The sequence below is a fragment of the Sphingobium sp. GW456-12-10-14-TSB1 genome (genome assembly GCF_059424385.1).
In genome coordinates, this window is record NZ_JBWKZI010000002.1 from 593,098 (window position 1) to 617,341 (window position 24,244).

Here is a 24,244-nt window from a genome sequence, read left to right on the forward strand (position 1 = left end):
GAGACGGCTGGAATTCCATGCAAGGTCGATAAGCAGCCTATTCAGTATCTGCTTCGCGTAGGTTCCTGCCGCTGCGGCCTCAATCTGCGGCTTGCCGATTGTAGCCAGATGATCGCGCTGCTGCTGGGTCAGATAGAAGGTTTCGTTGGGCCGGTAACGATCCAGGAAGGTGCGGTCATAGCCGACCGGTTGTCGCACCGCGACGGGCTGGCGCACATAGGCAAGGACAGCTCTGCCTTCAGGTGATATCGGGACGATGTCGGCTGGGTCAGGCTGGGCGATGATCTCATCACCATGGTGATATCGGGCTGCACGCCCGTCGCCGGTAAGGCGTAGCCGACCCGCGTCAACCAATGCGCGAAGACGATATTGGAGGGTACGACGGGCACCAGGTTCCGCGAGCGCGTCAGTGATCTGCGCTGCTGACGCACCATCCGGGAATTGGGCCACAGCGGCCTCGATCGCTTGTAGGTCAGCTTCAGGTATTAGTCGTGCCACATAACTTCCTTATTTGCGCAAAAGATAAATCGCGCAACTATAAGAGTCAATGCGCAACTAACCGCGGTTGCGCGCAATTTCGCGGGAATTTGCGCAAGCTTGCAAGCGGTGGCTGGGTTCTGCTTGGAAGGCGGAGCAGGCGGCTCTTAGGATCGGCCCTTCTTGTCATTTTGCTCTCATGCGCTTTGCGAAAATTGGAGCATGGGTGCCTTCCGACCAACCTTTCAGCAATTATCCAAGGGGAGGAGAGGGGGAGGGTGAATGCTCTCATTTTGGGAGTGATTTTTTATCTGCGGAACCCCGGGCGTGATAGTATCGACCAGAAGGAGCATCGCATGAACGGAACGGATGACAAACCCATTCCAGGTGAACCGCCGCAGACCCCAGATCTGGTAAAGCCTGAAGCAGCACATTGGCTCTGGCGGCCATGGTATGCCAAGTCATGGTGGACAGCAGCTGCAATATTCTGGTTGATTGCGTTTTTCGCGCCCAATCTCTCTCTCAATGCAGAACATATCACCCCCATCATCCTGCTTTTCCATCCATTCTTGATCGTGCCAGTGCTGGGTTTTGGTTTTTTCCGCGCGTGGATACGCTATCATTTTGAGGTGAAGGCGGAGCACGAGCCAGATTCGAGTGCTCGCCGCGTACACCAGTTTCCTCGAATGGATCCTACCGACCCAGCTGATTCAAGCTACCATTGGCATCCTGGCAACCCTGCCAGCCAAGCGTGGCTCGATAAGCATGTCAGGGGGAAGCATTAGCGGTCCTTAAATGTCGGGTCGCCATCACCAACACCCGCGTTACGATCGCCGCTAAAGCGACCACTATCCAAAATCTTGCTTTGTTCGAACGATGTGAGTGGCGCAGTGAGATCCCATGTGCCTCGTCCCGCGTCTGCTTCCCTCAAATAGCGATTGCGAAGACCGTCGTGCCCAAGAATTTGGCGTTGGAGTTCGGTAGCAAATGTAACTGGGGGATTTGTCGAGCGGGATGCCGACAATTCAGCTGCCGCAATAGCATTCCTGACATCATAGTTGACGATATCGATGCCCGCTGTGGCGTCGGTAGAACCCAGTCCTGCATCGGACGTTTCTAGTCCCGCCTGACCGCTCAAATGACCACTCGTCTGACGCGAATCTGGTTTGCCTTGAGTTTGGCTTTCGACGCTCCCTCCCAAATTCGCGCCAAGTGATGTTCTATTCGACACTTGGTGGCTCGCACTACGCGACAGCGACCGGGTCCACCCTGTCTGCGCCATGATCGCCTGAACGTCACGCTGAAGCGTGTCAACAACTTGCGGCTTCAGTCGCCACTCCCCCTTGCGATCCATCTCGAATCCGCCGCGCAGCCAGTTTGCCATCATGGCATGGCCTTCCGCCCCGCCGCCCAGGAAATGCTCGACCGTATCTGGCCCAGCCTGTTTGCCTGCCTCGAACCGCGTACTGGTGTCCGAGCGCGCCGACTGGCTGAACCCGGTGCTGCTCGATACCAACAGGTCGTTATGGGCAAAACTCAGCCGCGCCCGCCCGCCCTTGGCAATTGCGCCCAATTGGCTTTCGTTGATAAGGCCCGCCTGCCACATCTGCGCTGCGGTCTGCGGCGTCAGATTGAGGTTGAGGTCGCCATTCTGGTCCATCGCGATCTGCCTTTTGGTAAGGTTGACACCATTGTCGCGCAGCAATCCTTGCATCCGGGTCAGCCTCTCATTCTCGACGATGCGGCCAAGCCGCTCGTTGCGCGCCCGATCGGCGATGCCCGCCGTGCCGTCCTCGGCCATGTCGACCTGGTTCCCGGCGGTACGGCTGAGCGCCTGGATGAAGCTGTCGAGCCGCGCGGCCTCGCGCACCGAAGCCCCTGCCGCAGCCGCCCCTTGTGCAAACCCAAAATTCTCGCTCTGCCGCCGCTGTTCGCCAATGCGCGCGGCCGAGCGCGTGCCGTCCGGGCCAACTTCGCGCTGCGCGTCGAGCTTTCCCGACCGCTCGGCAAAATCATAGCCCGCCGCTTCCCGCGTCCGTCCATAGACGCTCGTGCCTTCACGCGCGGCCTCCGCAGTCGCACCATCGGCTGTTCCCACCTGGGCTGCGGCATTATAGCTTTCCAGTGCATGCATGACCTGCGCCTCATTGCGCCCGGTCGCACGCGAAAGCTGGGTGATGGCACTCGATCGTGCTTCTCCAGACAGCGCGTTGATGAAGGATACACGTCGCCCGGTTTCGTCGATCGACAGGCCGAGCATAGAGGCTGCTTCTCTTTGCCCCGCATTGCTGCCCGTCCGCCAGCCCTGCTCGGTTGCCACATTGCCACGCTCCACCTGGGTGACATGGTCCCCGGCATAGTCACGGCGACCTTCCATCGCGCCGACTGTCACCTGCGCTGCGGTCAGGTCATTGCGCAACATCTGCACCTGATCGAAAGCATTGGCGCTGAGCTTGGCGAAAGTCGGATCAGCAGCAGCCTGCCCGATCAGGGTCGAAGCCTTGAGCGCTGCGTCCTTCGCATCATAGCCGTTGCGCTCAAAATGGCGCTGGGTGCCAGACAACATCATGTCATAGGCACGATTGTCGCCGAACGCCTTCCACTGCACCATATTCTGGGCGAACGCCGCAAACGCCCGCTCGCCCGATTGCCCTTCGCCAAAATAGCCGGTGCCAAGCGCCCGCAACGCATCCTTCTGGGCAAAGTCATGAATAGCGCCGGTCGTGGCGCTGGCGCGAACCGCTTGTGCCGTCGCGGGATCGGCAAGGTTGCGCCCGACAAGCGCTGGCGACAGCCCGCCCAACTCTCGCGCCGCATCAATGCCGCCCAGCGCCATCGCGCTGTTTCCAGCGAGCCCACTGCCATGATCACCGATCACGCTGCCCGCTGAACCAAAGGCGCGGTTGCCGCCAAAGGTTGAGCGCTCACCAAAGTCCCCGAAGCTCGATGCTGCACCGCGCCGGGCCATCGTCCCGCTAGCCGATGCCTGCGATTCCAGCGCCGAGGCAAATCCTTCCCGCGTCATAAGGGGTGCGGCCGCCGCGCTACCCTGGCCCTGTGCCTGCAACGCGCCACCGGTGAAGGAAGAGAAGACATTGCCCGAAAAGCGGAACACCGTGAACACGAATGCGCCTGCAAGGCCAGCGGCAGCCGTGCGAAACGTCCCGAATATCGCCAGCGCCTTCATCGCCGAAGAGGGGGCGAGCATCCAGGCATTGACGGCTACATGGTTGGACCGCATTTCGGCCAGCACCCCCATCGCCCGGCCCACGGTGAGCTGATAGATGCCCGCATCGATCACGCCCCACATTGCGACGAATACGAACAGTCCGAGCGCAAAACTGGCTACCCGAAGGTTGATGGGGGTAAGGATGAACAGCAGCGCGATCGGCATCATGAACAGCATGATGCCAAAGACCGTAGCACGAATGGTCGGCATCCACTGATTGGCAACCGACATGGTCGAAAGCCCGCTTGAGATGACTGCCCGGTTCGCCATGACCCGCGCGGCAGTTGCTGGACTATCCTCGTACAGCACCTCCCCCACGCTGTTGCCCAGCAATATGTCACTCATGAACGCTTGGAGCGTGAGCGGCGTCCCCATCATCACCTCGCCCATTTGTCCAAGCCGGGTGCGACAGCGCGCGAGCTGACTGGCGTCTGCCACATCATAGCCTGTGCTCTGGCACACTTGGCGGGAATATTCCTCAAACAAGGTGGAGTCATTGAGACGCGACTGGATATGATCCCAGCTTCCCTGGCACGTCATGGTCGTGCCCGCCTTGTCGGCCGAGGTGAACACCGTGCTGAACGTTGCTGGTCCCGCCATGGCGGCGAAGGCTGCGGGAAGGTCGGTCGTCCCGCGGAACAGCTGGTCGTCATCCACGCCATAGGCAGGCGATATGCGGGCCACCGGATAGCATTGCCGGACATAATCCTTGATCGTGGCATCGAGAAAGCTGTCGGTCATCGGCCCGCGCGGTGATACTGCGTTCAAGAACAGGTCGAAGGAATGACCGCCTGCGCCAAATTCCAGTTTGGCATTGGGATCAAGACTATTGTCATCGATGGTTTCGGCAAGCGCCCGTTCCATTAAATTGGTGACGCCTGCGACCAGGACGATCAGGTTGGGCACATCGCCGACTGCCTGATAGGCATTGCGTACCCGGTCATAGACATGGACGGTACCGGTCGTGGCGATCAGCCCGACAAAGAGGCCAACACCCATCAGCATCTGGAAGCCGAACCCGACAAGGCCCATGCCCTGGCCACGAATGGAAGCCAGCACCACGCCCAGCGCTAATCCTACGACTGCGCAGATCAGGACCAGCGTTTCATAGCGTGGGTCGCCAAAGATCATCGAAACCAGGCGGAACGCATCGACCGTTTCGGCAAAGCCATCATAGGTATGGAAACTCGATTCCAGCGCAAAGGCCTGCGTGGAGCCAAATAGAATGGGAAGGGCGGATAGGGCGCGAACAAGGCGACGCATCGGTGGAGCCTTTCTGGGATGTTCAGCGATTGGTGCCGGAAACGGTGCCGGTCGCCTCGCGCGCGTCGCGATCGCGGGTGCGTAGCAGGCTTGCATAATTGGCTGAGAGATTGGCCTGTGCGAGCGCGGCCATATAGCTTTGCCGCATCTGCGCGCGCTGGCGCAGCACTTCGTCGCGCAGGTCGCGCAGTTGCTCCATGCCCTTGGTAAGGATGCGCGTCTGGCAGATATTGGCATTCGCGCCATCGGCTGCGCCTGCCACGTTTGCTCCCCGTTCGGCATTCGACACTGCAAAGTCGATCGAGCGGGTGAGGTCGTTGAGCATCTGATAGGCAAGCGTCAACGCGACAAGTTCGTCCGTGTCGGCGATAACGCTGTCGGACACGCCCTGGCGCACCCCCCATTCGAGCAGGCGATAGACGGGCAAGGTGCGCACATTGGCGACAAATTGTCGTTCCTCGGCGGACAGCGCTGCGCGTGTGCGGATTTTCGTAGCGATTGAGTTCATGCGCGCCTGCGCCAGTGCGAGCGCACCCTTGCCGCCGTCTGCGGCGCAGTCTGTGGCGGTGGGCGGTATGGCGAGCGCCCGGCTCTGGACTTTGCCGGCCAGAAAATCCTGCGAACTCTCGCTGTCCTGGTGCGGGCAGGCCGGGATGGCCGAGAAGATCGGCACCTTGTCGGTCGCGTCCCAGCGCATATAGACGTCGCCGACCCGCGCGCGCATGACGCCTGCCCAGTCGCCTGCACCCACGCGCGTGGCTGCATGCGACAGCAGCGAACCGGTACGGAAGATGTCGGTCACCTCGGCGGGACAATTGGCCAGCGCGTCCTTCAAATCCTCGGTTGGATTATTCTGGTTCGCCTGGATCTTCTCGCGGCTTTGCTGATAGCTTTTGGCAAAGCCCTGTTTCACCGATTTATAGCCGGTCATTTCCTCGATGATGCCCGACATATTGTCATCGCCTTTGGCGATCTGGACCATGCGATTGGCGAGGCGGCAGTCATTGACCTGGATGGAATTGAGGAAATTGGTCGCAGCCTCCATTTTCGAGATGATATTTCCCATTTTTTCGTCGAGCGTTTCGAGCAGATACTGAAACGCGACGGCGGGCGCGGCCTGGAGAATGCTCTCCAGCTTCTGCACCAGATAGTCCGGGTCAAGGAAGGACATGCCACCCAGGAACATGTCGATGCCGCCACAGCCTGCCTTCACCTTGGGCAGGGTCAGCGACATAAGATAATCATCATGGACATCGACGCGCCCGGACATGCCGCCAGCCGTCACATAGCCGCGCGTCTGGTCCTCAAAGGAACCAGGAGCGGTGTAGGTCACATTGTCGAACCAGCTTTCCGCCCAGCCCTGGGCATAGGCAGGAGTGGTCGCACCGCAGGTGGCGAGCAGCGCGCAGACCGTCAGTGAAAGGCGTTGGGAAAATGAACGCATGGCGGGCTTCCTTGAGAATGAGCAGACAAGGAGGCGTCCGCCCGCCAGCGGGACGCCTTCGCGAGATTGAGATAAATATGGTTGGAGCGCCTCAACGCGATGACCCCGACTGCGCGGGTGGAGCGCCTACGATTCCGGTAAATTTCGCCATGGCGCGCAGGCCCACGGCCGGGCGAACGCCGGTCAGCATTTTGGCGGCGAGATAAGCGTTGCGCGCGAGATTTTGCGGCTGGTCGGTGCCGATCGCTATCGGGATGATGCGATTGGGGTCGCTGAGCGGTCGGACCCAGGCGACCGGGTGGCCGACCCATGGAAGCCCAAGGCGACCCGATCGCAGCAGGGCTTCCTGACCGCTGATGGTACGGACCTGCCAGCGATAGGTGCGTGAGAAGCGGCCAAGCTTTGCCCAGAGATCAGCGCAGGGGAGACAGGCCGGGTTGGTGGTCATTTCGATGACGTAAAGCGGGGCTTGTTGTGCCAACGTCGCTGCAAAATCGGCCGGGAAATCCCGCGTCACCGGCACGCGTGCCAGCCATGTCTGCATGGCAGCGCTGGTAGCAACCGGATGGATGGCGGCGCGCATGGCGTCGTCGCGCGAAGGCGAACGGGCTTGCGCCGCTGTCCATGGCGCGATGATCGCCGCCAGGACGAACAGGAAGCGCCGCCACATCATGGCTCAACCATCCCACCGGTCGCCGAGATTTGTTCCTCGACGCTGCTCGTAGAGACTGGCCCATTGGCAAGCGCATCGAAAAAGCCGTCCTCTTCACCGGCTCCGGTGAGAAACTGCTCTGGCCGAATATCCCCCGACAGCAGGCGCACGGCCTGATAGGCGGTCTGGATGAGATTGGGATAGGCTTCGACCCCGGTGGCGATCACCATACGCTGCGCGCTGCCGCGCCGGATGACCATGGTTGTCGGCGTTACCTCGACCCCATAGCGCTGGGCAATCTCTGGCCGCCGGTCGAGTTCCTGGAGCGTCACCTGCCAGCCCATCTCGTCCTGGAACCGCTGGACCATGGGCCATTGCACCCGGCAATAGCCACAACTGGCGCGCGAGAACATGACAAGCGCAAACTCCTGAGACCGTGCGCGGAGATAAGCGCGGCGCACCCCGTCCTTTTGCGCCAACATCTGGTCGCGCGCATCGCTCACCATCGGATTGGCGGATTTGGCGTTGAGTTCAGGATGCTGGAGCATGGCGATCTGGGTGACGCCGGCAAAGGCGCGGGCCTTGCGCCGGGCAAAATCCTGCAAGCGCCAAAAATCGGACACGGCGTCGACGCTCAGCACGGTTGCGGCATAGTCGCGCTGGTCCTCGATCAGCTTGCGTATTTTGGGTGGGGTCCAGCGCGCCAGCTCCGCCATGGGCGGAATGACGGGCTTGCTCAGGGTGTCGGGTTCAGCCGTGTCATTGGTTTTCTCTGGCGGTGGGGCATACCACCAATAGCCCTGCTTCATGGCCGGGACGGATGGCGATGCTGTCGCAGGCGTCGGCGTACCGGTGGAGTGCTGTGCATATGCAGGCTGAGGCAGCAAAAGAGCGGCCCACAGCGAGGCCGTGAGCACGCGCATCATAGCAGCTTCTCCATCCGGATAAGGCGCGAGATGGCCACTGGACCATAATAGCGGCTGTCGAACCCGTTCGCATGGGTCGAGCCGACATAGATATGCCCCGCAGCGATGCGCGAGGCGGTAGGTTTCCAGTGGGTAAGCCGCTGGCCATCTTGTCCGATCGCCTTGCTGATGCCGAGGAGATGACCATTGCAATAGTAGCGGCCATCCCAGGCGCCCGGCGTCATTGAAGGCGTCTCGACGATCTCTATCCGGTCACCGGGGAAACAGAGCGCATATTTGGTGACATCGACCGGCGCGGGTCCGGCCAGCGGATGGACGAGTTTGAACGAGACCAGATCGCCGCGGTGGATAGGCCCCGGCGCTTTGCGCACCAGCCAGGCGTCGATCGAAGGGGACATGATGAGCGTCAGTTGCGGGAGCCCCCATGCGGTGACGGCCGCAATCGGGAGAATGATCGCGCAGGCTTTGGCCAGCTGGAGTGTGCGGCCCGGTTCATCAGATCGCGCCGCTCCAAGCGCTAGCGCGGCTTCCTTTGGCAGCGCGCGCAGCCGTGGCGCGATACCTCTAGCGGCGTTCCAGGCGAGCCTGAACATCGGCGACCTCCCTGGCTCCGCCCAGACGGGCATATTCTTCCAACAATCCCGACAGTGCCGCATCGCCATAGATGAGGTGCTGGCTTTGCGGGCTATTCTCCTCGCGTTCACAATAGGGCTGGGTCGGATCGGCAGGGATGAGACCCAGCGCAGGTACGCGTATGATCCCGTGCTGGCGGAACACCAACGGATCGACGATGATCTGCACATTGCGCATCGCGCAGGCCGGGCCTTCGCAACCTGGGTCGATCCGCAGAATTTGGGCGCTCAGCTTTGCCATCGGCGCGACCTGCGACAGTCCGCCGGGCATGCCGCGAAAGGCGATCACACCGCCGACGCGCTCAAGCTGGGCAGCATAGGAACGTAAGATCGCAACAGGCATGGAGGATGAGGCAAAAAGCAGCGGAGCCCTGCCTGATTGTACGGGCGGCGCTATGACAGCTGCTACCGCCTGCATGTCCGGCGCTTCGAGGCCCAATGCCTGTGCCAGGCGTTTTGCGGCAATTTCGCGTTCGGCAGCTAAGCCTGCCTTGCCTTTGTCGAGAGCCGCGCGCGCCCGTGCATCCATGACCGGCGATGCGCCATGTTTTCGTAACCCTTCAAATGCCCGCCGCCGCTGATCATCGGGCAGTGCGGGAAGTTGCGTCGGCCCGGCGGTGGTATCGGGCTTGCGCCTGGCGATACTCTCCTTCAGCCGGTCCATGGCAACAGCGCCTTGCGCTTGCGCCTGGTCGCGCCCGTTTGGCGTGAATGGTTTATCCTGCCCCATCGCGGGCATAGCGATCAGCATCAGTCCCGTCGCGCTCCAGGCGCAGCTAGGGATTGACCGTCTGCAGATACGCATCGATCCTGTCCTCCATATCGATCTGAATATCGCTCTGGGCGCGCGCCTCGATGTCGGCATAATAATCCGACAGATCCATCCGCGAGAAATCGAGCGCCTGAAATTCCTGGGGGGTAAAGCCCCGGCAATAGGGTTGTTTTGCGGTTCCCCAGCCCAGCGCATTAAAGCTTTTAAGCTGAGGTCGGCCCTGTTCCTGAATGATCCGGCCAAGCTTGCTGTTGAAGCAGCAATGCCCTTTGGCCTTCTGCACGCAGACGCCAAGGATGCTGGAGGCGCAATAGGTGCCGACCTCATGGCACATGCCTGAGTCCCTTAGCATGCCCACTTCCATATCCTGTTGGTCACAGCCCGAGAGCAGGAAATCCATCATGACATTGATGGCAAGGCTGATCGCGATCGAGGTGGGATCAATGCCGATGATGATTGCGTTGGCCCCGGCGCTGGCCGCCTGACTGGCTGTCGCGCCTGCCTTGAACGCGGTATAGGCCGCCTTCATGCCGGTCCAGACGCCTTTGGCGACAGCGATCTTGGTGCCGATCGAAGAGAGGGACGACCCCATGCCGTCCTTGACGATCTTCCCTTGATCCTTGCAGCAATTGGAAAAGCTGGTGTTGAGGCCGGCGGGACGGCAGCGCACAGCACGGCCCGAAAATATCTCGATCGTACCCAGGCAATTGCCGTCGGCATCGACAACACCGTCATTTGACGCGCCAGGATCATCGACCAGCGGCGCCTCAACCACCACCGCTCCGCCGACAACGGGCGTGCAGGCATGGGGCGAACAGGCGGGCGTTCCGCCATTGACCGGCGTGCGGCAGGCATATTGGTTTCCCAGCGGGCAGCTATAGGTGCCGCCGGCATCCTCGACACAGCTTGCCTGCTGAATGGGGCATAGCGCGCCACTACCCGTCGCTTCGTCGCATCTTGCTGTTTCACCGGGATCGGCAGCATCGCCATTGCCATTGAGGTCGGCCGCGCAAATCTGTTGGGCAGTCGCCGCAGACGGAGCAGCAAACAGGCTGGCGGTCATCACCCATGCGGCGATAGCGAGCCCGGCAGGAAGAGTGACGCGCATCACCGGGCTTCCGCTCTGCAGACTAGGTCGGCACCAGACAGACGAACCGTCTGCATCATGACGACGGCCTCGGGAAAATCATCGAGGCAGCCACAGGCCGAGATCAGTTCTTCGCCTTCGCCCAGCGGACAAGCGTTGTTAGTTGTGCAACTATGAAAATAGATGTCCCACCCGGCCGGATCATTCTGTCGGGCGCCCACGACCCCATCGACTGCGACATCGCTATTGGCTTTGGGCGCGCGGGTCTTGCAGATGGGTTCGCACGTAGCGAACGATCCCTGGTCGGGCAAGGTGAAGGGCCGAGTCGATGTGGCGACCGTCCCATCTTTGGCGCTCGTGCGGTCGGCGAGTAGACTCTCGGTGGAATGGTCGATGATATAGGCGCCACGGGTGAGATCGGGCTGCATCGCGCTGCCCAAATCGAGCGTGCAGGCATAGCGTCGGCTGCGCTCGAAAAAGTCGCGCATATATTGGACGCTGCAGGCGCCGGTACCAAACAGCCTGGCTGAGGGCAGGGGTTTAAGACCGGTGTTGACGCCGTTGCGCAAGGTCGTGACGCCATCGACCGTCTCGCTGGCAAGATGGCATGCCGGATCGGCGGCATAGCCTGAGCACAGGTCCACCAACCTTTCGCTGATCTCGCAGGCAGTATCCACCTGAACTTCGAGCGTGACATAGCCCCAATTGCCATCGCCGCCGCCGCGCACGCGGGCGCCCACGATCATGGCACCTGCCTTAAGCTGAGCGGTCACATCGATGGTGGTATGCTCAACCCAGGGATCGTCGCTGATCCGGCAGTCGCCGGACGGCAGCGCCTCGCCCGGCCAGGGTCGCTTACCGGCGGAACCGATAATCTGGCCATTGACCCGCGCCTGTACCCAGTCGTCCGCGCCCATCTCGGTGATGCGCGCGGACAGGATCCGGTCAGGCGCGATGGGGTCGAAGGTGGCGCTATGGATGGGCGGACTATTGCCACAACTGCCCGGTCCCCGGATCTGGTAGCGGCGGCACCCCGCGCCGCAACTGGTGACCGACGCAATCGAGCCGCCAACGCCCATAATGTCGTCATAGCCCCAGGACTTGACCCCAATGTCGCGGGTGATCGTGCAGGCGCGGATTTCCTGGGCCTTGCCGCTGCCGATCGCGGAACCGGCTAGGCCCAAGAACAGGCTGCTGGCTTTTGCTGTATTATAGGCGTCACCCTGTATCGCGGCAGGATCGCTCCGGTAGGCGGTGGCGATGACCGACGGATTGGCGGTGCAGGCGGTCGTCTGCGCGCCGGTATAACGGATGACCGGCCCATCGATTTGTGCCTGAGTGATGCCTATGCGCGGATCGGCGGTGGTGAGCGCGCCTACCACCCCGCCGCCCAGATCCTTCAGGACTGAAGCCATATTGCCCCAGACCAGATTGTCGCCGCAGCTATTGTTGACGCAATAGCAGCCTGCCAGTGCGGTGAGCTCGACCTGGGCCAGCCTGACCTCGCCAGCGCCGCCGACGGTCCACTGGAAATTGCGACACTGGTCCCAGCTTGCCTGATTGCAGGCAATGACGCCATTGGCGCAGATGCCTGAAATCGGCACGGGCACATTGAGCGTCTCGTCGAACGTGCCGTCCAGATCCTTGTCGCGCGTCAGGCGCAGGGTCGTGATATCGCCACCAGGTCCAGGCTGGGCCAATATTTCCAGCGCCGTTGCCGATTTCTGGCAGGCAAGGCTGGGGGTGAACTGCTGGCTGTTATCGATGGTGGCGATCGGCTGACCACCAAGCCCTGGGGTCAGATAGTTGCTTTGCAAGGCGTCGCTGTCGCTGCTCTTTTTGCGGGAGGCTTGCGCGGCGGCGCGTGCACGCTCCTCGATCGTCTGCGCTAGAACATTGCTGGTAAGGCAGGCTAAAGCACAACCGCCGGCGAGGATCAGGCCCCGCTTCATGGGCACACCTTTAAGCAGGCCCAGATAAGGTGGGTGGTCAGCACGGTCGCTGCGACGCCAGGACGGAGAGGGGCATTGTCCGTTATCGCATGGGGTTTTGCGGCCGTGCTGACCATAGGTGGAGCGACAACGTCGGGGGACGACGCCATCGCTCCGTCCTCGCACCGTGCGGGACCGCAACCACGGCTGTGGCGGGCAGGCGCGGAACAAGCCCGCACCGGTGCGAGGGAGGGGAAAGGAAGACTGCTCATGGGGTCGAGATCCCGGCGCAGCAGATGACCTTCTCAAACAGCATGAATTGGGCATTGTCTTTGCCCGGCGCATGTTTGGCGCTTGACCAGAGCGCGCCGGGACGCCCGATATTGACGCATTTGCCGCCCTTGACCGGCTCCATAAGCTGCAGCTTGTAGCGGCTCTTGGTCCAGATCGGCTGCGGTTTGAACGAACAGCCATCAGGCGACGAGATGGTCAGCGCGCCAAGCCGCCCCATCATGAAAGTGCCGCGCGCGGCTAATCCCGCCCAGGCCTCGACACTGTCATCGAAATGAATGTCGCCTGCGATCGGATAGGTCGCACCCCAGCTGCCCATGCACCAGAAAAGCGGATCGATCACCTTGCCCGCTGCCGCGGCGGCGCTGTCGGCCATGCAAGCCAGGCCCGCTGCGGGGTTGCCGAACAAGATGCCTTCAGGTTGAATGATCGCGCCAAGCGTGCCTGACTGCCAGGTTGGCAGGACCTCAGTAATCATCGCGACGTCGAACCCTTCATCTTCGATGCAGGGCAGGTCTGTGAACATGTCGAGCATCTTCCAGACCGGCGCGATATAATAGTGCATCTGCGCGAACATCTTGCGACTATTGGTGCCGTCGGCGATTGAGGACTGGCTGCCCTGGAGCTTGCCGCCGGTCGGCATCAGATCGGCACCCAGCGCCATCATGCAGCCTGGTTCTGTTACGACATCGACCATGCGATTGGGAGACCAGAAGCTGACCTTCACCCCAAACCAGAAGCTGGCCCCCTTTCGGCAGGCGCATAAAGGTTTTGAGGCCGACTGGGCATCGAGTGCTTTGTCGAGCTTGTCAAAACTGCCGACCCGGACGCCGCCGATGGTGATCGGGAAGATGCAGTTCCAGCGGACCTTGGTTACGGGATTGAAGATCGTGTCTGCCTCACATTTGGAGGCGAGAGCCGGTGTCGCTGGCGAAAGCAGGGCGATCGCCATGCCAATCGCGGCCGAACGCAAAAGGGTGCAGGCGCGGATCATCGGCTTGCCTTTGCGCCAGCACGAGTACCAACCCGCACTTCCTGCAACTCAAGGCGCTGCCCCATCTGGCGCACAATGACCGGCGCGTGGGTCAGGCCGAGCCGCTCTTTCACCCTATCCTCCAGGATGAACAGCGCGCGGCCATGCCGCTCCCCCAGCGTAATAGCGTCCGCGTCGCCAGCAATACCGGACGCCAGCAGGATGAAATCGGTCAGCGCGGCATGATCGAGCGCCCATGGAAGGTCGCGCGGGGTGACGATCACCAGCCTTTGGGGCAACGACACATAGGTCAGCGGGTTGAAGGTGAACCCTTTGGGGTAAAGTAATCTGCCATCGGGAAGGCGGATCTCCTGATCGAGGGTGTAGAAGGGCACGACGTAGCGCGTGCGATCCTGTATAACCGTGGCCAGAGGGGCGGACTGCATCGCCGACCAACCGGAACGCGGCCCGAAGCTGGCTGCCATATTGGCAGGCTGGCGCGCGGCCTGGGCTTCGATTTCAGCCAGCGCATCGGGCTCGGCGATCGGCCAGGTCCGTCCGATCGTAGCGCTATTGGCCAGTGCCGCGGCAGGGAAAGCCGTTGCGATTAGCATGATGGCCGCCCGGCAGCGCGCTCGGCCAGCGAAATCCGACAGCATGCGCTTCATCGCCCTGCCTCCCGCATGGCGGCGGTGGCGTGGCCGCGCCGGGGTCGCCAGACCTCTCCATCACCGCCGCTTCCACCATGAACAGCGCTTGCAAAAGCGAACAGGGCAAGCATCGCGGTGCCGCCCAAGATAAGCCGGAGCGGCATATCGATGATGCTTGTCGACCAAGCGAGGAGCCCTGCCTCAATGATGAGCAGCAAATGCGCGCCGATCATCAACCGGATCGCGGTCTGGCAGGGCCGGGGCGAGAATATCCCGTTCATGGCCGCCGCCATGGCAGGATCGCATCGCTGCGCCGTGACCGCCATTGGCGGGTCCTGGACAAAAGCTTGCCCATTAAGCCGGTCAGCAAAATGAGCAGGATGCCCGTACTCAGGCACGTCGCACCAATCAAAAGCGCGCCGCGCGCAATGATCGCGGTGGGCTGGTGGAGAACCAGCCCGGTGACGATCACCATCGTGGTGAGAAGCACGGTTTCCACGATCATCAGCCGGAACCGCCAGCGTACCGCCTCAGCCTCGGCGCGGATCGCAACCCGCGCCTCGATCATGCGCTCGATCTCGGCATCCCTGCCAAATCCGAGCGGCAACTGGTCAGGATGGGGGGCTGTCCGGCGCATCAGACGATCTCCTCGCCGGATCGGGAAGGCAATATCTGCGCCGGATCGACGCCTGCCAGTTCGCACACGGCTTCCAACGGACTGCGTCCCGCGCGGATCAATGCGTCGAATGCGGCCACCTCATTGGGGGCTGACGTATTGATCCAGTAGGAAAAGGGATCGACCACGAGGCGGGCCACGCCAAGGCCCAGCGGGGAGTCGATGAAGACCTCACTATAATGGGGCTTGTTGTTGCGGACCGATTTCAACAGATTGAGCACGAACCCGGAATAATCGAGGATCTTGTTTTCGACCGCCTGGGCATAGGTCGAGCCCTGCAGCAGGAAACGGGTGGCGGCGTTTTCCAGGATCACCTGGCCGGTGCCGCCAAAGAGCAGCAGGTCATTGAGCGACTGGAGCACCACCCCGAAACTGCCCTGATATTTGCGCGCCCGCCTGTAGCCCTGGCCGAACGCTTCGGCGAGCCGGGAGAGATCCTGGCCTTCGCTCCGCGTCATGAACTGGGCGGCTTCATCGCACAGGACAAAGCGGGGCCGGTCACGGGCCGAAAGATACAGTTCCTGCGTGACCGCATTCACCACTACCATGACGATGACGTTGAACAGGTCTGGCATGGATTTGAGCCGTTCGAGCTCCAGCACGACAAATTCGTCGCGGCTTATGTCGAAGGTCGACGGTCCGTTGAAGAAATGGCCGTACGCGCCTTCGCTGCCAAAATCGCGCAGATTGAAGGCAAGCTCGCGCGCGACGGGGACCAGATGATCGACCCGGTCGAGATCGGAAGTCGCAAATTGCGGATAGGCGCCCAGCCAGGCACGGACCGCATCAATGCCTTCTTCGGCATGGCCCTCATCGATCGTCCACTGGACGGCGGATTTGAGCAGATTCCATTCCGAGGTCGAGACGCCCTTGCGCGTGGCGGCATTGGCCATTTCTGCGACGATGGCGACCGCCATGGAAATGGCCGACTGGCGGTCGTCGCCATCGAGCGCAAACCCCATATCGAAGGGATTGAGAACCAGGCGCTCCTCGCCAATGTCGATATAGCGTCCTGAACACAGCGTGCAGAGTTTGCGATAGCTCCCGCCGATATCGATGATGCGGATGAGCGCGCCTTGGGCATAATATTGCTGGCACAGATTATTAAGCAGGAAGCTCTTGCCCGCGCCGCTTTCGGCCGAAACGATGAAATTATAATTGTTGATGCGCGGATCGAACAGGTCGAGCGTGATAAGCTGGCCCTTGCGCCCCGTGTAGAGCAGCGCCGGGCGCCCACCACCGCGAAAGTCACTCTGCACCGGGGCCAGGAGCACTGCGGCTTTGACCGGCATGCGAAAGTCGCGCTCCAGCAAACGCATCATCCGCTTTTCCGGGTAAAGCCCAAAGGGCAGGCTCATCGGCAGCAGGACCGGATTGAGATAGCTCTCCTCCTGCATCATCCAGGGAAGCGGTTCGCTCTCCCAGAGCCGTTTGGCGCGCGCGGCCATTTCGCGCGCCTGGGCGCTGTCGCGACCAAACACCCAGACCATAGGTATCACTGAGAGGAAGCGGCTATTGCCAGCCTCATCCAGCACCCAGCCAATTTCTTCGATCTGCTTACCGACCTCGACCGCGAAACTGCCTGCGGCCTTTTGTGCGGACAAAATCTGGGCGCGTTTGTGAATTTCAAACTGGCTATGATCAAAGAGGATGTTGAGCGTGATGAGGAAGGGACCACCAATCTGATCGCTATCTTCGGCAGCGCCGCGCATGCCGCCCAACAGCCGGTTGGCGCGCTCGGCGGTGATACGCCGCGCGGGGGCCCGCGGCGTCAGGCAGCGCGCGACCTGGCACCCAAGAAAGACCTCGGACCCGTCGAATAGCAGATCGGGTCCGGCATCGATGATCTGCTTGCGGATAGGGGGCGCGGGATGACCATTGCCGCCATCGGCAAAAATGCCAGGTGCAGTCGCGAAGAGACCGTTGAATATCCGGCGATAGAAGCGCACCAGTTCTTCTGGCGGCAATCTGCGGATGCCAAGCTTGGACAGCTGCTCTTCGACCTGCCGTCGCAGATCCGAGCCCAGTTTCACCCGCGTCTTGATCGAGAGAAATAGCCGAAAATTGCGGACGGGAATGCCGTGCAGCGCGTCCAACCCCTGGGTACCGGCGCGCATGTAATCGGCGGTGCGCTGCGCCGAGGCCTGGATCAGCGGATCGGGCCGGGTCTTCAGATCCAGGAAAGCGTCAAGCGCGTCATCGATCAGCGGATCGGCAAAGCCGTGGAGCTGAAGAACCGTGCCATCTGGAAAATGGACGTTGAGCAAACCCAGAAGCGCCTGATGGACATGGGCAAACATATAGGCCGATGGCACAAGTTCCCAGGCGTGGCCCCAGCCATCATCGATGCACAGGAACGCCTCTTCCTGCGCGTCCCAGGCGACCATCGGCAGGAAATCGGAATAGGCGTCGCGCGCAACCGCGCGGTGCAACGCTGAGATGGTCAGGCCGCCGCCATTTCGCGCGCCGAGCGGGCTCATGGCTGTGTCTCCACAGGCAAAGCAGGCACGGCGGCAGGTTCGCCTTGGCTGGCGCGATCAACTGAAGGCCGCTCGCGTATCTGTTCTAATATGGGGACGCGGGCTGCAGGCTGGACTGGATTGACAAGATAATCGCCGACCACCCATTGGGGTCGTTCGAGAATGGCATAGACATAGCGCGGCATGTAGAGCCGGTCGGGCCGCTCGCGGTCGGCATAGGGCAGGATCAGCGTGCGGACCGTGCGCCCAGGCCGGAGCATCGGCGTAACTGGCGCTTCGACCAGACCCTGCAGCTCTCGATACACGCTGTCGCGATAGCCGTTGAAGGGAGCAGCGCCGTTGCTTCTGCGCTTGCCCGCACCGCTGTTGGCAGGACTATTGGCCTTGTCACGCAGCATCGCCTTGTCGTTGGTCACCGCCGGGTCGGAACGCGACGGCACATCGGCGACCGCGTCGGCATAGGCTTTGTCCGGGTGGATGCACTGGCCATGATCGCTATTCTTGCAGCTGAACTTTTCGCTATAGGGCGACATCAGCGAGCCGACAGTTGTGCAGGCGGGCAGCAGCAACACTGCGCCAGCCAGGAGGATGCTGCGTCCGGGGCACCTCGATGCACGAGGCAGTAGCGGCGCGGACGCTTTATTTTCGCTAAGGATCGACATCAGAATTTGCTCCCCGCTGTAGGTTTGATTTCGAGGGTCACGCCCTCCTGGATGACGACCACCACATCCTTGGCTGCACCGACCTCGACGATGGGTCCGGCCTGGCGGGCGAGGTCGAGATAGAAGTCGGTGAGCTTATCGGAGGATTTGGAGAGGCCGCCTGCCAGCCCGCTTTTGGCGGCATCGCCCGCATCGAGCGATCGCACCGATCCGAGCGCTGAGGTCGAGAGATCGCCAAAGCTGGTCTCGACCGAACTGGTAAAGCCGCTGACGGTGCCCGCGATAAAGGTTCGTGCCAGCGCAGCGCCGGCGCGTGTCACGACTTTGCCTGACAGACCCTTCTTGCCATCGGTATCGACGAAAAAGCCTTTGACGGGCATGTCGACCACCGAATGTTCGTCGAAATCGACGCAGGACAGAGAGACCAGCTGGACCTCGACCCGCTCTTTGGCGAGGCTGCCCGTCGCATTGCCGATGACAAAACAGCCGGCCAGATTGGCTTTAACATCATTGGGCAGGACGGCGGGGGCCTGGACGCGAGCGATCAGGGGTTCCGGATTGGACGTCGCGTCGCGGCTCGCCAGCGCGTCGATACCGGTGAGCAGTCGCGCCTTCATGAAACCAGGCGGCAAATAGATCGTCCGGGTCTTTTTTCGCGCTGCCGACGGCGTCCCCTCCTTTCCCGTTACGGCCGAAAGGGTGGCGGTCGCCGCGCCGATCGCGCCGACGGTCTTTTCCACCGGTGGCGCTGGAGGCGCCGGTGGTGCGATTGGTGGGGCAGGGGGCGGAATATCGCCCAGCGCGCTGTCCAGTTCTGCATTGCCCGGAGGGTCTGGAAAAGCGGGCGCGCTGCCTGGCAAGGCGGAGGGAAGGTCTTCGCCGTCCGACAAAGAGCCCGGTGGCTTGCTGCCGGGGATGACCTTGCCCTCTTCAATCGCGGTGATGCGATCGCCAAGCAATGTCTGGCCGTCGAGAATCTTGCGGACATCGCCGCGCAGCTTGGTTTCGAGGCTGTCGCCGCGCAGTCCCGCGCCCATATCAAGCTTGGAGGCAGCAGGGATGACCGGCTGATCGGTCGCGCTATTGCCCGAAGCTGTATAAAGACCATAGCCCAGCACCGCCACAGTGGCGGCAAGGCCTGCCTGTTTGGCCCGCAGCTTCTGGCTCGCCGACATTGCGGCCCAATGGATCTTGAGGTCGAGCAGCGCTGGACCGCGAGAGATTGGAGGGCTAGGTTCGGGGGGTGCGATCTGGGAGGCGTCTGTTTTGTAAGGCTTGTCGACTTCGCTGGCCTGCGGTTTGAATGGGGCAGCGCGGCTGCGGCTGCGCGGCGGGACTTTCTCGCTCACAGCCCCTCTCCCCGACGCACAATGATGACTCGTGCTGTTTCACCAGCCTTAAGATCCAGTCTGTCGGCGGTGACCGAGAATATCCGTGCGCCCAGTGCTGAATCGAGGAACAGCCGTTCATCCAGCTGGGTCGCTGTGGACACCTCGACTCTATATTCCGATGCGGAAAGACCAGAGCCCTCGACCGCTACACGGCGTATTTCGCTGATGCGGGCGTCAGGCAGGGTGGCGACATGGATAGGTCCGGCACGCGGCGCGACGGCCGAGAAGCTCGCCGGAATACGGTCCTGGAGCATGGCCAGCGTGATCGAGACGGTACGCTCTTCCTCGACCAGCGGTGCCAACAGCTCATCATTGGCTCTGGCCCGCTGGGCGCTGCCTGGCGCAAGCGTGACGGTCTGGGCCGGAATATCCGATGGCTCGGCATAGAGCGGATAGATGGCGCCATTGCAGGTGACGAAAAATTCTGACGCCGTTGTCACGAAGCTACGCGTGACGGCACCTGCGTCATCGACCTCCTTTACCAGAAATTTGATCCAGGCGTCCGAACCGCCTTTCTCGACACTGATCGCTTTCTCCGCCGAGAATTTGACATCCTCGATTTCGCCGCCAACGCAGACCAGATGATTGACGTCGCGGTTGGAGAGGCGGATTGTGCTGGTCTGATCGGGCAGAGCGGTGATCGACTGTCCGAAGGCAGGCATAGCCATGACAAGAGCAAGGCAGCAGAGTGGCGTGCGTGCGCGCAGCGCGCAGGAGAGCGGCGCACGCGCGCTTTTACCCAAGTTCGGCATCGAATTTCTCCTCGGACAGGCGGGTGAGCCAGAAGCGGCCATTTTCGATGGCGTAGCCAATGCGCAGCGTGCCGCGGAATTTGCGGATGACGCCGCCGATGACACGAACCTTTTCGACCGGAACCATGATCTGACTGTCGGTCCAGCTGACGGGCTGATCGGGCCGGATATAGGTGGCGATCGACAGGGTCGGATTGGTCGAGAGTTCGTCGAGCACCCCGTTCAGCGTGTCACGCATGCTTTCATAGGCGGACGGGTGCACTATCGAGAGCAGTTCCTGGAACTGGCGATCGGCGGAATAGGCCGAATAGGTGCCCGACAGCGTGACGATGTTACGCGTCATCGCCCGCAAATAGCCGCTTGAGGGTGTGGAACCGGTCACATAGAGATCGCCGCTGGCGCCGAAGGGCACGACGACCGTGCGCCTGTTCTGGTCGCTTGAATAGACGACCGCGCCCAGCACTGCGGTAATGCCGAACAGACCGACAATCGCAAATTTGAGCAGGCGGTTTTCTTCAAAGAGGTTCGAGGAACCCTGAAGATAGCGGTGAATGCCAAAGCTGGCAGGCTTGCCGATCAGCGGATCGGGCGGAGCACCGGCCTTGCGGCTAAAGAGCGACATTTGCCTTCTCCCTCACTCGTAGAAGCGGGTCTGGGTGGGCCCTGGATAATGGGGAAAGGACAGCAGTCCCCAGCGCCAGGCGAGATGCGGCAGGAAGCCGCGGGGTTTGGACCGCTTCCAGGGGATGAAAAGGAGAAGGGCACCAACGAGCGACCAGCCGATCAGTCCGCCAACGATTAGTCCGACGAAGATGGTCGACATGACCAGTATAAACTCGTCCGACCCAAACCAGAGAATCTGGACAGGCCGATGCAAATACTGGGGCAGACGTTCGTCCATGATACCCTTCTCCTCAGGCTTCGCTACCCGCACGGCGGGGCGTTCTGAAAAGCCACCATTGGCTTTCCAGCTCGGAAGGCATGGCGTTCGGGCGAACGCCCGAAATCCGTGCCAATCAGGTCAGATGGTCATCCCGAAGGACTGGAGGATGCTGTCGGCCTTGATGAGGCAGACCGCCGCCACGATGGTCGGGATACCGATCATGATATTGGAAAACAGGCGCGATACGCCAAACAGGAATGCCGCAACGCCGCCAACAAAGCCCAGCGGTCCCTTGACGCCCTGGTTCACCACGATGTCGTAGATATCGTAGCCAAGGTCGCCGGCGGCGGGCGCGGAAAAAGCATGGGCGATACCGGTCATGGCGAGCAGCGCCACAAGGGCAGTGGTGCCATGGTCGGCAAGGGCAAGCGCGCGGTTGCGCGATAGGGTCATCATCTTTGGTCTCCATCGAAAAGGGAGCCGTCCGCAGCTACGCCTCGCCCGCGAATGATCTCGCTGGCACGCCGAAGGTCGCATGGGACAGCTCCATGAGCGCGCGACCGCCGGCATTCCGGTCCGCCTGTTCCCGCACGCGCAGGAGACAAGGGAGCCATGGCAGGATGAGAGGCATCACCGGTGTGCATCGGGCAATGCCTTCGAAGGGGTCTTTCCCAGTGGCCTACTTTGTGGCGTATCGAGAAACGCCTCCAGCTGCGCCTGCTGGAACCCCGAAATGATCGTGCCATTGGCGATCAGGGTGGGGGTCCCGCTCACGCCGATCTTGCGGACCAGCGCGCTATCGGCTTCAACCTTCGCGCGTCCTTTGGGACAGGTCTCCAGCTTTGCCGGTTTCGCGCCATCATATAGGGCTTTGAACGCAGCTGCCGGTTCAGGTGAGCAAAAGATATGCTCGGCCTTTGATGCAGCGTCCGGGTGAATGCCCGACACGAAGAAGATGAGGCGGCGCACCGGCTTCCCTTCGGCAGCCTTAGTCGCCCAGAAGCGGTCGAGCGCGCGGCAATAGGGACAGTCGGGATCGGTAAACTCGATGATTATGGGCGCATTCTCCGGGCCAATCGCCAGCGCCTGCGCCGGATCGATCGCGGATAATTGCTTGCGCGCCCGGTTTTCCTGATCCAGCGCAGTGAGGTTGAGACCATTGCGATCATAGATGGTCGCAAAGAGGATATGCTCGCTTTGCGGGGCATAATAGATAAGCCGACCACCGGCACTTGCCTGATAAATCGGCCCTGCGACCGGCGATGGCCCAAAATCCTCGAACTGGAGATTGGTGAAGGTCTGGCGCAGCTGTTTCTCAGCGGCTTTTGCAACAATGGCAAGGCTGGGTTCCGACGTCGCGTCCTCAGCCTGGCTGGGACCGGCAAGCGCAAAAATGGAGGCGAAGGCGGTGAGCGCAGGGGCGTATTTCATCGGGCCAGTTCCCCGTAACGCCGGGCCTGGGCTTCAATGAGGCGTGCATCGATCATGATCGATGCGCCAATCGGCAAAAGATCAGCCGAGGTCGGGGATGCAGCTGGTTTGGGACGGATCACAAATTGCCCGTTCGCCTCACCGATATCGAGATGCGCCAGGGGCATAAGGGCCACCGGCATTTTCGCCGGGCGTGACCATCCTATTGATGGTGCCAGCAAGGCAGCCGATACCATCCCTGCCGCAACGGCAGGCCCAATTGCCAGTTTCATATAGGTCTCCTGTTGCGAAGGCGTTTAGCCCTCCGGTGCGACGCAAGATGACGGTCAGGCTTGGGCTTTTCTCTGCCGCAGCAGCCTGAAATTTGTCGTCCACATCGCGATGGCCATCAGTTGCGCCAGCTTTCTCATGGTCGCAATGGGGAGGGCACTGAGATGCCGAAAGCGGCACTGAAGTGCCGAAATCGGCATCTCAGTGCCGTTTTTTGGCAAATTTGAGAAAAAATTGGCGGTGAGCGACTTCAAATTCGCGCTCGGTCGTCTTGATCAAGGGGTCATCCACCCGAATCGCAAAGGGCTTGAGGCATGACAGGGCATCGTTCGCGGACGTACCGGCTGCGCTTGTCGGAAGAGGGGACAGACCTGTTCCTTGCCCAGCACCACCGTCTCGCCCGGATCGCCAGGAGCTTCATTCCCTATGGCGCAACCCTGGGCGTTGCTGTGATGCTCATGGAAAAGGTGGAAACCGACGCGCTCGTAGCAGAGCTGACCATGCCATCGCTCAAGCGTCTGGCAGGCAAATGCGAGCATTTTGTCGGTGCAACCGCTGCGCTCAATGGCGCGACGGACTCCATCCTCAGTCGGCTCGCGGAATCGGATTTGATCGGTGTCCGTCTCTCTGTCGGAGCATTGCACAATCTGGCGATCATGCTGATGGAAAGCTGTGAAGATCATGAGCTAGCCAAGGCCTGGCAGCGCGTGCAGGCGGGCATCGCAAAAAAATAGCAGGGTCGACCGACAGCGAGAGATATGATCCGATCAGGACAATTGCGGCACTGGAACGCCATGTCTGCCTATCCCGAGCGCGACGGTGCTATGGGGGAAATCGATAGTCTCAAAATGGAAACGAATATATTTGACGCGTTGCGTCATCCACGCGAATCTGCGGTCGTTGGAACGTGCATGGACGCTTTGAGACGCGATCAGGGAGGACCTGATGATCTCATCTCAAGGTGGCGCCTTTGAAGAGGGGGCGTCGATACTGGCCGAGGTCAAGTCGATCTCTGGTCGCCGCATTGAAGAACGGCGCAGGCGCCATCGTATAACCCAACAGCAACTTGCCGCCGATGTCGGGATCGGCGTGCGCTGGCTGCGCGAAATCGAAGCGGGCAACCCGAAGTCCCGTTTCGACGATCATGTCGCCTGCACGCACGCCCTTGGCCTTTCGGCGGCGCATCTCCTCATTCCAATGCTGTTTCTGGAGCATCATATGCACTTTCCACGCCATTTTTTCCTCGATGACATGTATGAACTCGAAGCCCGCTGCATAGAATTCATATCTGGCCTGAGCCTGAGGACCTTTCTCCGCCCGACTGGTGGTGGGCAAAATGGTCCGGCAGACTCAGGCACTGCAGCATAGGTGG

At 61.3% G+C, this 24,244-nt stretch carries 26 protein-coding genes; 4 read left to right on the top strand and 22 right to left on the bottom strand.

Annotated features, from left to right (window positions below; all coding sequences use genetic code 11):
* Nucleotides 1-108: 108 nt before the first annotated feature.
* Together AC07X9_RS19940 and AC07X9_RS19945 are read left to right on the top strand one after the other, a co-directional pair.
* Nucleotides 109-246, top strand: coding sequence for a hypothetical protein (locus AC07X9_RS19940; protein ID WP_495197996.1), 138 nt, complete (start codon nt 109-111; stop codon nt 244-246).
* Nucleotides 247-755: 509 nt separating this feature from the next.
* On the top strand, nt 756-1,262 hold the full coding sequence (locus tag AC07X9_RS19945) for a hypothetical protein (RefSeq protein WP_176342142.1): 507 nt from the start codon (nt 756-758) through the stop codon (nt 1,260-1,262).
* Here AC07X9_RS19945 and AC07X9_RS19950 read toward each other — a convergent pair.
* The 22 genes from AC07X9_RS19950 to AC07X9_RS20055 form a co-directional block, all read right to left on the bottom strand.
* Nucleotides 1,259-4,969, bottom strand: a complete 3,711-nt coding sequence (locus AC07X9_RS19950; RefSeq protein ID WP_086486098.1) for a conjugal transfer protein TraG N-terminal domain-containing protein — start codon at nt 4,967-4,969, stop codon at nt 1,259-1,261. The genes AC07X9_RS19945 and AC07X9_RS19950 overlap by 4 nt on opposite strands.
* 22 nt (nt 4,970-4,991) lie before the next feature.
* A complete protein-coding gene (locus AC07X9_RS19955; RefSeq protein ID WP_086486097.1) occupies nt 4,992-6,413 on the bottom strand; it encodes a conjugal transfer protein TraH in 1,422 nt (473 codons plus the stop codon).
* Nucleotides 6,414-6,504: 91 nt separating this feature from the next.
* The gene (locus AC07X9_RS19960) at nt 6,505-7,086 is read right to left on the bottom strand and encodes a hypothetical protein (RefSeq protein ID WP_414711423.1); all 582 of its coding nucleotides are present in this window, start codon (nt 7,084-7,086) and stop codon (nt 6,505-6,507) included.
* On the bottom strand, nt 7,083-7,991 hold the full coding sequence (locus AC07X9_RS19965; RefSeq protein WP_086486095.1) for a conjugal transfer protein TraF: 909 nt from the start codon (nt 7,989-7,991) through the stop codon (nt 7,083-7,085). Before AC07X9_RS19965 ends, AC07X9_RS19960 begins: the two co-directional genes overlap by 4 nt.
* Nucleotides 7,988-8,584: a S26 family signal peptidase gene (locus tag AC07X9_RS19970; RefSeq protein WP_086486094.1), complete on the bottom strand. Its 597-nt coding sequence runs from the start codon at nt 8,582-8,584 to the stop codon at nt 7,988-7,990. Before AC07X9_RS19970 ends, AC07X9_RS19965 begins: the two co-directional genes overlap by 4 nt.
* Entirely contained in the window at nt 8,556-9,428 is an 873-nt protein-coding gene (locus tag AC07X9_RS19975; RefSeq protein ID WP_336969626.1) for a type-F conjugative transfer system pilin assembly protein TrbC, read from the bottom strand. The genes AC07X9_RS19970 and AC07X9_RS19975 overlap by 29 nt, the downstream gene beginning before the upstream one ends.
* Nucleotides 9,400-10,458, bottom strand: a complete 1,059-nt coding sequence (gene traN / locus AC07X9_RS19980; RefSeq protein ID WP_254908179.1) for a conjugal transfer protein TraN — start codon at nt 10,456-10,458, stop codon at nt 9,400-9,402. Before traN ends, AC07X9_RS19975 begins: the two co-directional genes overlap by 29 nt.
* Nucleotides 10,459-10,502: 44 nt before the next feature.
* Complete coding sequence (locus tag AC07X9_RS19985; protein ID WP_086486092.1) at nt 10,503-12,434, bottom strand: hypothetical protein; 1,932 nt, start codon at nt 12,432-12,434, stop codon at nt 10,503-10,505.
* 247 nt (nt 12,435-12,681) lie between these two features.
* On the bottom strand, nt 12,682-13,698 hold the full coding sequence (locus AC07X9_RS19990; protein WP_140159620.1) for a TraU family protein: 1,017 nt from the start codon (nt 13,696-13,698) through the stop codon (nt 12,682-12,684).
* A complete protein-coding gene (locus tag AC07X9_RS19995; protein WP_086486405.1) occupies nt 13,695-14,291 on the bottom strand; it encodes a conjugal transfer protein TraW in 597 nt (198 codons plus the stop codon). The genes AC07X9_RS19990 and AC07X9_RS19995 overlap by 4 nt, the downstream gene beginning before the upstream one ends.
* Before the next feature lie 50 nt (nt 14,292-14,341).
* The gene (locus AC07X9_RS20000) at nt 14,342-14,608 is read right to left on the bottom strand and encodes a hypothetical protein (RefSeq protein WP_140159619.1); all 267 of its coding nucleotides are present in this window, start codon (nt 14,606-14,608) and stop codon (nt 14,342-14,344) included.
* Nucleotides 14,605-14,964 (bottom strand): hypothetical protein, encoded by a 360-nt coding sequence (locus AC07X9_RS20005; protein WP_086486090.1) that lies wholly within the window; start codon nt 14,962-14,964, stop codon nt 14,605-14,607. Before AC07X9_RS20005 ends, AC07X9_RS20000 begins: the two co-directional genes overlap by 4 nt.
* Entirely contained in the window at nt 14,964-17,483 is a 2,520-nt protein-coding gene (locus AC07X9_RS20010) for a TraC family protein (RefSeq protein WP_086486089.1), read from the bottom strand. Before AC07X9_RS20010 ends, AC07X9_RS20005 begins: the two co-directional genes overlap by 1 nt.
* On the bottom strand, nt 17,480-18,145 hold the full coding sequence (locus AC07X9_RS20015; RefSeq protein ID WP_086486088.1) for a TraV family lipoprotein: 666 nt from the start codon (nt 18,143-18,145) through the stop codon (nt 17,480-17,482). Before AC07X9_RS20015 ends, AC07X9_RS20010 begins: the two co-directional genes overlap by 4 nt.
* Nucleotides 18,145-19,395: a TraB/VirB10 family protein gene (locus AC07X9_RS20020; protein ID WP_414711425.1), complete on the bottom strand. Its 1,251-nt coding sequence runs from the start codon at nt 19,393-19,395 to the stop codon at nt 18,145-18,147. Before AC07X9_RS20020 ends, AC07X9_RS20015 begins: the two co-directional genes overlap by 1 nt.
* A 95-nt stretch (nt 19,396-19,490) precedes the next feature.
* The gene (locus AC07X9_RS20025; RefSeq protein ID WP_086486087.1) at nt 19,491-20,288 is read right to left on the bottom strand and encodes a type-F conjugative transfer system secretin TraK; all 798 of its coding nucleotides are present in this window, start codon (nt 20,286-20,288) and stop codon (nt 19,491-19,493) included.
* Nucleotides 20,272-20,910: a TraE/TraK family type IV conjugative transfer system protein gene (locus AC07X9_RS20030; RefSeq protein ID WP_086486086.1), complete on the bottom strand. Its 639-nt coding sequence runs from the start codon at nt 20,908-20,910 to the stop codon at nt 20,272-20,274. The genes AC07X9_RS20025 and AC07X9_RS20030 overlap by 17 nt, the downstream gene beginning before the upstream one ends.
* Nucleotides 20,911-20,922: 12 nt before the next feature.
* Nucleotides 20,923-21,189: a type IV conjugative transfer system protein TraL gene (locus AC07X9_RS20035; protein WP_086486402.1), complete on the bottom strand. Its 267-nt coding sequence runs from the start codon at nt 21,187-21,189 to the stop codon at nt 20,923-20,925.
* A 120-nt stretch (nt 21,190-21,309) separates the two neighbouring features.
* Nucleotides 21,310-21,627: a hypothetical protein gene (locus AC07X9_RS20040; protein WP_086486085.1), complete on the bottom strand. Its 318-nt coding sequence runs from the start codon at nt 21,625-21,627 to the stop codon at nt 21,310-21,312.
* A 174-nt stretch (nt 21,628-21,801) separates the two neighbouring features.
* Complete coding sequence (locus AC07X9_RS20045) at nt 21,802-22,602, bottom strand: DsbC family protein (RefSeq protein WP_086486084.1); 801 nt, start codon at nt 22,600-22,602, stop codon at nt 21,802-21,804.
* Nucleotides 22,599-22,874 (bottom strand): hypothetical protein, encoded by a 276-nt coding sequence (locus AC07X9_RS20050; protein WP_278373517.1) that lies wholly within the window; start codon nt 22,872-22,874, stop codon nt 22,599-22,601. Before AC07X9_RS20050 ends, AC07X9_RS20045 begins: the two co-directional genes overlap by 4 nt.
* A gap of 54 nt (nt 22,875-22,928) precedes the next feature.
* Nucleotides 22,929-23,126 carry a hypothetical protein gene (locus AC07X9_RS20055; protein WP_140159617.1) on the bottom strand — a complete coding sequence of 66 codons (198 nt, stop codon included), beginning with the start codon at nt 23,124-23,126 and terminating at the stop codon, nt 22,929-22,931.
* 60 nt (nt 23,127-23,186) lie between these two features.
* Here AC07X9_RS20055 and AC07X9_RS20060 point away from each other — a divergent pair, with 60 nt between their 5' ends.
* Entirely contained in the window at nt 23,187-23,606 is a 420-nt protein-coding gene (locus AC07X9_RS20060; RefSeq protein ID WP_140159616.1) for a hypothetical protein, read from the top strand.
* 211 nt (nt 23,607-23,817) lie between these two features.
* The gene (locus AC07X9_RS20065) at nt 23,818-24,240 is read left to right on the top strand and encodes a helix-turn-helix domain-containing protein (protein ID WP_086486082.1); all 423 of its coding nucleotides are present in this window, start codon (nt 23,818-23,820) and stop codon (nt 24,238-24,240) included.
* Nucleotides 24,241-24,244: the final 4 nt, after the last annotated feature.